The sequence below is a fragment of the Verrucomicrobiales bacterium genome, from assembly GCA_016793885.1.
GTDB lineage: Bacteria > Verrucomicrobiota > Verrucomicrobiia > Limisphaerales > UBA11320 > UBA11320.
This window is the reverse complement of record JAEUHE010000197.1, coordinates 96983-109441: the sequence shown is the minus strand read 5'-3', so window position 1 is coordinate 109441 and position 12459 is coordinate 96983. Positions and strand designations below refer to the sequence as shown.

5 protein-coding genes are annotated in these 12459 nt (G+C 60.2%); 4 read left to right on the top strand and 1 reads right to left on the bottom strand.

From position 1 onward, the window contains the following. Positions 1-269 precede the first annotated feature (269 nt). The gene (locus tag JNN07_22775; GenBank protein ID MBL9170574.1) at positions 270-6677 is read right to left on the bottom strand and encodes a lamin tail domain-containing protein; all 6408 of its coding nucleotides are present in this window, start codon (positions 6675-6677) and stop codon (positions 270-272) included. A 221-nt stretch (positions 6678-6898) separates the two neighbouring features. Here JNN07_22775 and JNN07_22770 point away from each other — a divergent pair, with 221 nt between their 5' ends. The 4 genes from JNN07_22770 to JNN07_22755 all read left to right on the top strand — a co-directional run bounded on the left by JNN07_22770 (position 6899) and on the right by JNN07_22755 (position 12439). Continuing rightward, on the top strand, positions 6899-7777 hold the full coding sequence (locus JNN07_22770; GenBank protein MBL9170573.1) for an HAD hydrolase-like protein: 879 nt from the start codon (positions 6899-6901) through the stop codon (positions 7775-7777). A gap of 65 nt (positions 7778-7842) precedes the next feature. Next, on the top strand, positions 7843-8994 hold the full coding sequence (locus tag JNN07_22765) for an AAA family ATPase (GenBank protein ID MBL9170572.1): 1152 nt from the start codon (positions 7843-7845) through the stop codon (positions 8992-8994). After that, positions 8991-9716, top strand: a complete 726-nt coding sequence (locus tag JNN07_22760) for a hypothetical protein (protein MBL9170571.1) — start codon at positions 8991-8993, stop codon at positions 9714-9716. The genes JNN07_22765 and JNN07_22760 overlap by 4 nt, the downstream gene beginning before the upstream one ends. Beyond that, on the top strand, positions 9713-12439 hold the full coding sequence (locus tag JNN07_22755; protein ID MBL9170570.1) for a hypothetical protein: 2727 nt from the start codon (positions 9713-9715) through the stop codon (positions 12437-12439). Before JNN07_22760 ends, JNN07_22755 begins: the two co-directional genes overlap by 4 nt. Positions 12440-12459: the final 20 nt, after the last annotated feature.

Sequence of the window (12459 nt, the reverse complement as noted above, 5' to 3'; positions counted from 1 at the left end):
GAATTCGATGGCCTACTAGGGCGGGTGTGATCAAAAGTGGGTGAGATCCGTTTGTCTTGCCGGGGGATACCCGACTGCGTCTGGTCTTGAAAAGCTGTAGAGGCCTACAGCACTCCAAAAGGAACTCACCCCAAGAAGTGAGGATCTCCGACAACCTGCTTAGTTCTCACTTTTGTGGGAAACGAGGAGAGCCCTGTACAGCTTCCCCGCCCCCGGAGGGGGATCTAGGCTGCCTTCACCCGGGTTTAATCACCCCCTACTAGGACGCGCTAGGGCTGAGCTGGCGCTAGGACCTGGTAGAGTCGCAAATCCGGTGCCGCATTGGTCTCGCGCACCTCCACCAGACGATTCGTGGATCGGGATGGCACATCGACCAACTTGAGCCAAGCGGATGCGTCCAGGTTGGTGCGATAGAGCACGCTGAAGGTTTGATTGGAGATCGCGTTGAATCGGATCACTACCCCCGGGGACTGCAGCTCCACGCTGAGCCTTAGCCGGCTGGCGCTGCTGCGCGGATCTGTTCCCGCAACGTATTCATCGCGGTTCGAAACGCCATCGCCATCGGCATCCATAGACGCATCCTGGGCGGTCTGGCTACTGAATCCATGCAACGCCTCCCAAGCGTCCGACATCCCATCCTGATCGACGTCGGCTAGCACGATCAACGTGATGCCAGGACTGGCCGCGGTTGCGCCCGCCAGGTTAGTCACTGTCACCGTATAAGGTCCGGCATTGCTGGTCTGAATGTTGGTAATCACCAACAATCCGTAGTTGTTCAGGCTGAACTGATTCGTGATCGTCCTCGCCGCTCGAGACCAGCGATACCACAAGGGAGTCGTCCCCGAAACCGTGGTAAACAGCGTCACCGTCTCCCCTTGAAGCACCGTTCGGGCCTGGGGCTGAAAGACAAAGGCCGGTTTCACGGAGACCACCAACTGGGCAGGCTGACTCACAATGGATCCAAGATCGTCACTGGCCAAAACGTCATAAACTCCTGACAACGCCGGCTGAACCGCCGTCAGGCTTAAATCGTAGCCGGTTGCCCCAGAAATTGGCTGACCGTTACGACGCCATTGATAGCGCACTTCGCCCACACCCACTGCCGGCGCGGAAAAGGTCACATTGGTGCCTGCAGTTACGAATCGGGACTTCGGCTGAACCGCAAAAGCGAGGGGCAGAGAGACCTGCAGCAACGCCGGTTCGCTCATCACTGCCCCCCCAGAGCCAACCACCGCGACTTGATAGTTTCCTTCATCGCCGGGCAGCACCGCGGCCAGCTCGAGAACAGAGGCGCGAGCTCCGTCAATGGAATCGCCGTTGAGGAACCACTGGTAGGTGAGATCAGAACCGATCGCGGATACCTCAAACCGCACCGGTTGAAGGGCGAGCACCTGCTCCGACCGGGGCTGGGACACGATCTGGGGCTCGCTGGCGCTCGTGACCAATCTTCCGGGTGATGGCGATGCGGCAACCCAGCTGGCCGGATCGTTGGCGTACGCGGCCGGTTCCCGCCGATGCAAGGACCCACCCCAACCGTCCGCGGCCGGTGACCAAGGCAGCTGATCATCATAGGCGACCTCATCCACGACCGGGAAAAAAATCCCCTCTGCTGTCGGCGGGTTGGGACGCCCCACACGAACGATCCCGCTACCGTTACCCAAGTCGCCGCGGAACGGACCGAACAACCGCACTGCAACGGGAACTTGGAAATCAGCCCGGAAAGCCTGTGCGGATCCGAGATCGACCGCGGGGTCGAAACCCACCACGACCACCTGCTCGCCGACGGTGAGAGTCACATTCGTCGGAAAGTCAAAATCGACATCTCCCCGAATTCTCCACGTATTCGTGCGCGCCGCCGGGTCAAACAGGGGAACCGCGCTCGGACTGACATTTCGGAGCGCCACGAACTGCCGATTGTAATCCTGCACCCCAGCAGGAAGCGGTGGGGCATTGTAGAGGAATTCGGAGATGATCACGGGCCCAACCGCCGGACCGGCGTTGAGAGTCCCGAGCGTGTTGGTCAGCTGCGGGGGGAACGATTCGATGCCAACGCTGTTCAGGTGCCGGCCGAAAGTGATGCCGCGCAGGGAGGGACCAAATTCCGTACCGTGCGCAAAGCCGGTCAGCCGGCGACTCGAGTCGGCCGAGAAGAGATAGATGCCATCGCCCGAGCTACCCAAAGCGAAGCTTGAGGCCGATCCAGGGCTCGAGTTGAAGGCGGTTTCCGGGATGCGCACGACGCTGTTCGCCGGCACCACTGTATTCGCGGGAATGAGGTACTTCCGGGGGGTCAGAAAATCATCCGACAGATACCAGCCGGAAATGTCCACTGCCACGGAGTTGGTGTTGACCAACTCGACAGCGTCGCCATTGGCGACCAAGGGATTGCTCAGGATCTCGTTCACCAAAACCGGAGAGACCTCGATCGAGGCCGGTTCGGCAACGCCCGGAGATCCTTGATCGAAGCTGCTCGCACGCCAATTGGAGTTGGTATCCCAGGCAGAGTGCGACAATCGATCGTCGCGAAACACCAGTGAGAAACCGGCGCCGTCGGTGACGGGATACCAAGTGCGGCTGTAGGCAAAATCGAGCACCACCTCACCGACGCCGTCGTGCAAAGTCAGCCGTTCCCCACTGTTGTCCAGGGTGCCCGCATACTCGCCCGCGATGCGAGTTGCCGTGGGATAACGGGTCAGAAAGGCCGTTCTATTCTTGACCACCAGGACGCGCTCCCCCGCACCCAGGGAGGTCACGGCGCTGCCGGTGAACTCGAAAGCCAAGCCATTCGTAAAATGAATGCCCCCCAAGTCCAGCGTCTGGTCGCCCGTGTTCCTTAACTCGACGAACTCAAAATCCCGTTCGGTGTATGGACTGCCTTCCGCTGCGCCGGTAGGATGAAACATGATCTCAGTGACGCGCAAAAACTGCTGGGCCATGGTGGGCTGGGCCGGGGAGTTCACAGTCGCTACCACCCGCCCGCTCCGATCCATCAGCGCCACCGGCTCGCCTCGAGCGGAGATTTGTCCACGATAGGGCCCCACGACGAAGACGCCTAAACCAGCACGGGGACCAACGGTCCGATTGCGGAAGGCGGCGATGTCTGGCGACACGTAAAGCAGGCTGTTGGAGGGCATCACGGTTCCGCCCTTAAAAACAAATTCAATGCCTCCGCTGAGCGTCCAGCCAGAAAGATCCACCGCCACAGGATTCGGATTGGTAAGCGTGATAAACTCCTCCGCCTGATTGCCGCTAGAGGGGTTGAACTCGACCGCCCCGAATTTCAACACCAGGTCGTCCGACTGGGACTCCGGGATACCCGCGTTCCGATTGTTGGCCACGCCGATCGGGCGAGCTACGTTGGTCGCAGCGTGGGTTACAAACCAGTGGTAGCGACGCGGCTCGATAAACTTTTCCACCAACTCCTGCGTGGCGTTGGTCAACCACTGGTTGGGTCCCAGACTGTAAGGTCCGCTCAAATCAGGCCACTTCCACTTGGCACGGTCGATGAAGGCATCCGTCCACATTTGATTGGTGAGCCAAGTGATGCGCTGTTCGAATTTCTTGGCGAGCGGATGGGTCGCCGGGGGCTGGATCCATTCATCCATGATGCTACGCATCCGACGAAGCAGCATCTGGCGGGTCTCAGGAACCTGGATGATGATGTCGTAGATCTGGTTGTAGCTGCCGCCAACCGCCCGAACCGCCGATCCACCGTAAAGTGGATGGCTCTTATTGCCATCGTCAGTGGAGATGACTCCGAAATTACGATCCGGGGCGTCACCATAGTACAGGGCACCCCAGGAGAGATTCATGTCAAACGGGATGATCCGCCACAGCTTGTCCCCTTCCGAATCGCGATAAATGCTCATGTTCGCCCAAACATCATCGCCCTCCTGCACCCAGCGCGCGCAGGCGAGATAATTGATCACATTGGGCACATCTAAAAACTCAAAGACATTTGTGCGACGCGTGGCCAATGGACGCGACTCATTGATGGCCGCCGCCAGGGCCTGGTAGTCCGCCACACCTTCGAAGGTGCGCGTCTTTTTCTCGAATCCGCCGGTGCTGGACTGGCTAGGATCAATGTTACCCGCCGCCTTGTACAGGGCCCCGCGGGGATCATACCCCATGCGCTCAAGCTGATCCTCACCCAACACATCGGTATGGGACGCCAACTGATAGAACTCGCCATTTCGTTGAATTCGAACCGGGTAGTAGAACGGGGCCGGGGTGCCGCTTTCATTCAACAGCCAAAAGCTCAGTCCCTGCCGCATGTAGGTGGGATCCAGATGCTCCGCGATGAACGAAGTCTTGCGGACCCTCCCTCCAGGCCCTTCATGCAGAAGCCATTTCTCCCGATGAAACTCCACCCGATGCGATTTCTTCGGCAGGCCGGCGCTGGTGTTACCTCGCAGCTCCATGTGGACATTGTCGTAAAGCTCCCCTTCATGGAAGACGGTGACCCGCCCCCCGGTAGCCTCGTCGTCCATCTTTGGAAGATTGGCGGCGGAGACAAACAAATGGAATACCGGCAGCGGACTGCTGACCGAGCTGGGATTCACTACGGTTCCGAGGTACTCCTCAGACCCGGTTGGATCATGAAACAGCGGCCACCGCGATACGTTGCCGGCCACGTCCTCGGCACTAATCAGATACCTGACCATTTGACCGTTGGTAGACGCGGACGCCGGGATGACAGCCCCGAAGACTCCATCATTGGCCAATCCATCATGGCTCCTCCCATCGTCCTTCATGGGAACGACAACTTCGTTGGTGAACATCACGCGGTAGCGCATCACCACATTCGAGAGATTGTTGAAGGAGGGGCTGATGCGCGAGGTCACCCAAAGATCCTCGTCGTCGCGGGGAACCTTGGGACTGTGCCCCACCTCAGTGATGGTCGGTCCAGTAACCTTCGCCCCCACTCCGTTCGCCTCCGCCGGTGTGGGACGGGTGAAATATTGCGGGGTGGAACTAGCGTCCAGAATGGCGAATCCGGTCAATTCTGCGCTGAGCAGAAAGGTGGGATCGCCAGCGGAAAGGTTGGCTCCCTGGAACGCCAGGATATTGGTACCCGAACGAAGCAGCCCGGGCGTGACCGCTTGGACTAAGGTTTCCGAGAAGGCACTGGAATGCTCGGCCGTCGCTTGTGAATCCCAGTTCAGCGGATCCGGGACGTTTGAACGGCCCAGGGGCCTCCCATTGAGCCAGACGGCGTAGCCGTCATCATACTTCACCCGAAGCAACAGCGAGCTGATGACACTGGGATCTCCGACCACGAAGGGGAAACGCGCGAAAACGGAACTGGAGGTCCCGCGGAGCGGAGCAGTCAGGTCTACGGCGTAGTCGGCTGGGGCCACCCCGCCATCACCCGAATAAATCTGGGCTAACTGCTCGCTGCTGAGCACGGTGTTGTAGAGGCGGATGTCATCCAGAGCCCCGTTGAACCGACGCCAGGTGGAGGCCGCTTCCTGGGATTTACCGAACGCAAGGGACGTCGTCGTAGGCCACGCCCAGGCCCCGGTATTGAGGCTTGAGCCTGCCGGCTGGCCATCGATTGAAATCGAGATGCTCCCCGCCGCCGCCTGTTCGAAGGTCACGGCGACGTGATGCCATCGTTTGTCACCGACACTAGCAGAGGTGGTGATCGTGTTACGAACCGCACCCGCCGCAGAGTTCGCGATCACGCGCAGCCGCCCGTCGTCCAGAAGCAGGAGCTGCAGGCCCGCGGCGGTAGTTCGACGCTCGAACAACACCGCCGCTTCCGTCCCCACGCCCGCAGGACCAGAGGAGCGCACCCACATCGAGAGCGTGCCCTGGGCCAGGTTGAAATCAGCGTTCGCAGCCACCGTCACCTGGTCCGAGTTGGCCGCCACAAAACCCATTGCGCCGCTGCGGGCGACCGGGTTCTGAGAACTATCGTTAGAAACGGCGATCCAGTCGGCTCCCCGGTTGACGCCATTGCGGGGAGTCCCGGCCGGCTTGGTGTCCAAGAGCACATTGCTCACGGGAGCTGCGTCAAAATTGAGCCGCAGGGCGAGTGCGCCTTGGGAGACCAGGCTGACATCTGCACCCGAGTAACCCGCCCCGCCATCGACCGGCGTCCAGCCATCAGCCAGGAACGGCTCCGCCCCACCTTTCCAAGACTCGCCCAACAGATCGCCCCCATTGGCGACCGTCGGGATAAACAGTCGGGCACCGCCTGAGTTGACCACCAGCGGCACATTTGTCGTCACGAGGCCAAACCCATACGAAACGTCCGCGAACTGGGGCGGATAAACCGGCGCGAAAACCGTCGTGGTCGTCAGGCGGTCAGGTTTGACCAGGGCGAGATACTCACCCTCGGGTGACAGTTTGAAATTGGTATGGAGCGGCAGCCCTGGAACGCGACGGTCCTTGCCCGATGCAAAGACGATCAGGCTGGCGCCCGCGTTCAGGTTGGTCGCCGGAAACTGCCACTTAACTTTATCGTTCGCTGAATCCGTCAGAAACCAGCCCCGTAGATCCAAAGCGGCTTCGGAGGTATTTCGGATCTCGATCCAATCCTCAAAGGCACCATCCTCGTCGGCGAGATTGCGCAGGTTGCTGGCCAGAAACTCGGAGATGATCAGTTCGGCACGAACAGGCAGGACGCTGAGAGCGAGAACGACGGAAAACCACAACGAATGACACTTCATAGGAATAAAAACTCAGGGCATGAACAAGACAGCTCCGCCGTACATAAAAACTCCAACGGATGGGCACAACGGAGATGCATGCTGACAGTGTAACCGAAACGAAACAAAAGGGAATGATGTTTTCGAGGAAACGAGCCTGTTGACTGAAGCTCAGGAATGCCCAAGTATCCTCCTCATAACTGAACAAACCGTTAGAAACCTGATCCAACTACTGACCAGCCATGAGCGACGCGGCCCAAGTTTTGCGTGATTTCAAGCCCTCCAAGGAGTTCTTCATCGGAATCGACTCCGATGGATGCATCTTCGACAGCATGGAGATCAAGCACAAGGAGTGCTTCACCCCCATGTTCATCAAGAACTTCCACCTCCAAGCCGTCAGCAAATATGCCCGCGAAGTTTGGGAATTCGTCAATCTTTACTCCAAGGACCGCGGCGCCAATCGATTCCCCGCTCTGGTCAAAGCGATCGGGCTCCTGGAGCAACGTCCGCAAGTCCAGGCCCGAAAAGTGAAGATGCCGGACATGGCCGGCTTGAACGAATGGATGAAGCGCGAGACCAAGCTCGGCAACGCCACCCTTAACGCTGAAGTGGCCCGCGGGAACAAGGATCTGGCCCACATCAAAGTGTGGAGCGATGCGGTAAACAAAGCCGTCGAGGACATCGTCCACGGAGTACCGCCCTTCCCGCTGGTGCAGCAAACGTTGGAAAAGCTCAACCTCAAAGCCGATGCCATGTGCATCTCCCAAACACCAGCGGATGCCCTCAAACGCGAGTGGAGCGAACATCGTATCGATGGGTTCGTCAAGATGATCGCTGGCCAAGAAATGGGCACCAAAACTGAGCATATCAAGTTCGCCGCCGCCGGGAAATACGACCCCAAGAAGATTCTCATGATCGGCGATGCCCCGGGGGACCACAAGGCGGCCAAGGGCAACCAGGCATTGTTCTTTCCCATCAACCCCGGGAAGGAGGAGGCATCGTGGGACCGTCTCCTCCATGAGGGACTCGACAGGTTCTTCAAGGGAACGTACGCCGGCGATTACGAAGCCGACCTCGTCAGAGAATTCGATGGTTGCCTGCCCGAGCGGCCGACCTGGTAAGGGTCAGCCCTAAAGCTTCCGCTCAATCCTCCGACTATTGATACGGACGAGCGATTGAGCAGGAAATGATAAACGCACCCGAGTTGGCCAGCAGACTGGTTTCCGAGGTCCTGGAGCCGATGAAGAAGGACTTCGTCGGCAAAGGTGAAGTTATTGACCTGCTGGGGATTAGCCTGATGGCAGGGGAAAACTTGTTCATCCTGGGGCCGCCCGGAACTGCGAAAAGCGCCCTGGTCAATAACTTGGCTGCACGCCTAGAAGGTCGGTCGTTCGACTACCTCCTGACCCGTTTCACCGAGCCCAACGAACTTTTCGGGCCTTTCGATATTCGCCGCCTGCGGGAAGGAGAACTGGTGACCAACACCGAAGGGATGCTGCCGGAGGCGTCCTTTGTGTTCCTCGACGAGCTGCTCAATGCCAACAGCGCCATTCTGAACTCACTGTTGGTGGCGCTGAACGAACGGGTTTTTCGCCGAGGGAAAGAGAGCCGGGCCCTGGCGACGCTTCTCTTTGTCGGAGCCAGCAACCAACTGCCGGAGGACGATGCTCTCAAAGCGCTCTTCGATCGCTTTCTGCTCCGGGTCACTTCTGATAACGTTCCCGGAGAGCGCTTGCCGGATGTTCTCGAAGCGGGCTGGCGGCTTGCCGCCCATCACCCGGTCCGATCATCGTTGCGCTTCGAAGACCTTAAGTCCCTGCAACCCGCCATTCTTGAGGTAGATCTGTCAAAGATCCGACAGCCCTTCGCCGAACTGATCCAGCGCATCCGCCATGCTGGAATCAGCGTCAGCGATCGGCGCGCGGTGAAGCTGCAGCGGGCGATTGCAGCGAGCGCCCTCCTGTGCAGCCGGGTCACCGCGCGAGTCAGTGACCTGTGGGTCGCCCGGCATATCTGGGACACTCTCGAACAGCAGGAAATCCTGAGCAGCCTGGTCAGCCAAACCCTGGGCAAGGAGGAAGCAGCTCAAGGAGACCATCACCGATCCCACCCCAGTGACGGACCTGATCCTGAAGCGCTCGCGCGCGATCTCGAAGCCCTGAGCGACCAGCTTCAATCCCCCACCCTTCCGGACTCTGAACTTTCCTACATCCAGGACCGTCTGGGGATTCTCGAAGGTCGATGTCAATGGGTTCAGGATTCCGGAAAACGCGAGTGGCTTCAGCAACTCACCACGGAACTCTGGTCTCGGGTCAAGACCCGGCCTCAGGCTGCATGAACGCGGCGTGGGCCATCCGCCTGGCGCTCGAGAACGCCGGGGCGCTTGCCTCGCTACGATTGGTGCCGGGCGTCGAAGTGTGCGTGGCCGATGCCACCGTGTGGGCCCGGGCCAGGCATCTGGATGAAGCCTTGGATATGGCCATTCGCGGCCTTCCCGTGGAGGCCCGATACCTTTGGTTGGAGGAAGATCTTTTGTTGGAGACGGGACGGCGAATCCCGTCTGAAAATCTCCCCCTCCGACCCTGGATAAACATCGCCGACTGGTTGGTGCCCAAACTCCCTCCCACCACGTCAGCAAGTCAAACTCCTAACCCTGTCTCTCTCTCGCTGAAGCGCTGCTCGATCGAATCTCCCAGCCACCTCCTCCTGGCCAACGTGAGCGACTGGGATGCCTACGCCCTCACTGCCTGCGAGCTGCGGCTTTCCCGACTTAGCTTCGCCATCAACGACCGCGGGCAGGCTCTGATCCGTGGCACCCCGCTGCCCCCGCTACCAGGTCAGCGATGGACGGAGGTCGAAGGTGTCGGAATTCCGCTGGGCTTTGTCTGGCACCCCCATATCAGCGCGACGAGCCTGGCTCGCGTGTGGGGCACCAGCCCGCACCGTCTGGTGCTCTGGCATCCCGACGGCCAGGCACAATGGATCCAGTCGGAACAGTTCGTCCCCGCCAACCGAAGCAACGTCCGTGCATCCTGCCGGGATCGACAGATAGCGCCATGATCGATGCCCGATCTCAGCTTCTGGATTACGTTCGACCCAGCCTGGAATCCCTCTGGCATTGGGAGGATGACGGCACGGTTCTTGCCTGGCATGATGGCAGCACGATCGCGTTTCGCGAGGAGGTGGTCGAAATCCTGGAGGGCCTCGCCCCTCGCGGCCTGCCTCCGTTTGAGGGCGTGGTTCTTCTACTGGCCGCCTGCCAAGGACTCATCCCACAGGTCGTCCACGTGCTCGGCGAGTCACCAACTAACCTGGACCAGACCGAGGGAGCGAAAGCGCAACTCCGGCAAGCCTCCCGAATCCGTCGCGAAACCCAGATCAAGGAGGATCTCGGCGAATTACGTCGCCTCGCCTCACTGCCGCGCGAGTTGATCAAACCGCTCCGCTCTAAATGCCTGCTCGCGGACGCGGTGTTCGAGGACCACGATCCGCACCTCGGCGCCGATGGCATCGATCCTGAGGATCTGCTGTCCCTCGATCTGACTTCCGACGACCTCAACGGAAACTCAGAAGAGATCCCCGAGGGCAACCTCCTCAAGGACATCCACTGGGTCGCCAAAGGAATCCGGCGTCAAACTGAGGCCTCCTTGCGCCTCAGGCTGCGGACCGGACTGGACGAACTGCCTCAGCCCCTAGATCCAGGCCTGCCTCCGTCCGAAGCGGCCCGGCAGCTATTGGCCAAACTGCTCCAGGATCCGGACCAGCAGATGCTGGCCCGCGCGGCACAGGAACTCAGGGCTGCCATTCGTCTGCCTCACCGCCTGTGGGAACACGACGACTCAGCCGTCGGAGGGGTCTCCGATCTGAGCAATCGAGGTCCGCTCGATCGCCTGCTGCTGAGCGAGCTTGCCCATGATGATCTCACGCTCACCACTCGGATCGCTCTGAATGAAGCGCTGTTCCTGCGACGGGATCCTCCCGAGCACGAACCGGCGTCGGATCTCGCTGTGCTTCTGGATTGCGGCCTGCGCATGTGGGGCTTGCCTCGGGTTTTTGCCACGGCGGCAGCGCTTGCGATGGTAGCCAATGGGTCCCATACCCGGGCGGTTCGTGTGTGGCGAGCCGGCCGAAAAGGAATCACCTCCGTCGATCTACTGCATGAAGGGGGACTGCTGGCTCATCTGGAAGTCCTCGAGCCTGATATTCATCCCGGGGGCTCGCTGCGCAGCTTTCAGCAGGTGATCCGTGAGCATCAACCCCCGCTCCAGTCGGTTCTGATCACCCAGCAAGACACCCTCGGCGACCCGACTTTTCGAACCCTGCTGGAGCGCCATGGGGGAAATCTCGCGTTTGTCGCGACGGTGAGCCGCGATGGCCGTTTTGCACTCCATGCGCCGCCGTTTCTCCCCCGCCAGGCCATGTGCGAATCTCAACTGGACGTGGATCGCCTGTTCCCAAACTCGGGAGCAACCACCCAGGCTGGACGCGCGCAGGCCAACCCCGAGCTGCCTGCCTTCATCCAGCAGACGCCAGCCCCGCTGCGACTGCCGCTGTGCGGCAAAGTAAGCCACTGGACCCGCGAATCCACGGGCTCGTATCTCGCAGTCATGAGCGACCGTCGCTTGGTCAGATACCAGGACCGGGAGCAGGGTGGCGACTTGCTCATCCAGAAAGTTCCACCCGGGAAAACCCTGTGGCTCGAAAGCATCGATGCCACGGTTTGCCTGCTCAAGGCGGGCAGCCCCCAGAGGCCTTGCCGTCTGCTCCGCCTCGAACCGAGCGGTCCGCCTCAGGTGACGGAGTTGGGCACCGGACTCTCCACCGTGGCGGCCTGCCGATCCGGCAATGCGCTTCTGGTGATTCGAGAAGGAGACGTTTGCGCTTACTCGCTGCGGGATGGCCAGCCCTTGGACCGATCTCCCAGTCCCAGCCGATGGCATCGCGGCAGATTCTTCTCCTCGCTCCAAAAGTTTCACTTCGTCAGCTGGGACGGCGGGAGGGTGCGATTCGAGCCGGTTTCCTTTCCCTCCTCGATAGGCGTTTCGAGCGTGGTGACCATCTTTGATCGCGAAGGCTGTGAAGGTCCCTGGGTGCTGAACCAGCTCTGTCAGATTATTTCCCTCGCCAGCGGAGAACGGTTCCAAATTCCCCTGCCCATCGGTCAGTCGTCGCATCGCCGCAATGTCCATGTGTCCCGGGATGGACATCGAGTGTACCTGACCATCCCCGACTTGAACTGGCACAGCTTGTTCGATCTCACCACCGGCAAAGGGGAGATCATGCGGGCTCCACTGGACGATCTGGAAGCCTTGGATCCCGCACCTCCATTGCCCCAATGGAATCTTCTGAAGAACATCGAGGCCGTATCGGGTTCCCTGTCCGACGGGTTGCGCATCCGCAGCCGCAAAGGAACCGAGCGGATCTTGGAATTAGACGCGGGGGGAAGGCTCCGGTTCGCTGAGACATCTCCCAGCGATGCCTCGGCCCCGTTCCTAGGGTTCAACCCGGTCTCCATCGCCGGCCTCGCCAAGGCGGGACAGGGCCTGGAAAGCGCACTCTGGCCAGGCGGCAGCCGAGCGTTCCTGGACCATCGCGGACTGCTCCATCTGAAGAGCGGAAACCCAAGGATTCCGGAAATCTCCCTCGTGCTCAGCGAATCGGAAGTGGCTGGATGGAACTCCGACCAAATCGTCTGCGGAAGCGATTTCTTTCTTCGACCAGGACAGAACTCGGACGCGCTGCGGGTCTATCGCTGCGTTCAGGACTTTCTCCACCACCTGTGAACGTCGAGCTTGAACTGAGA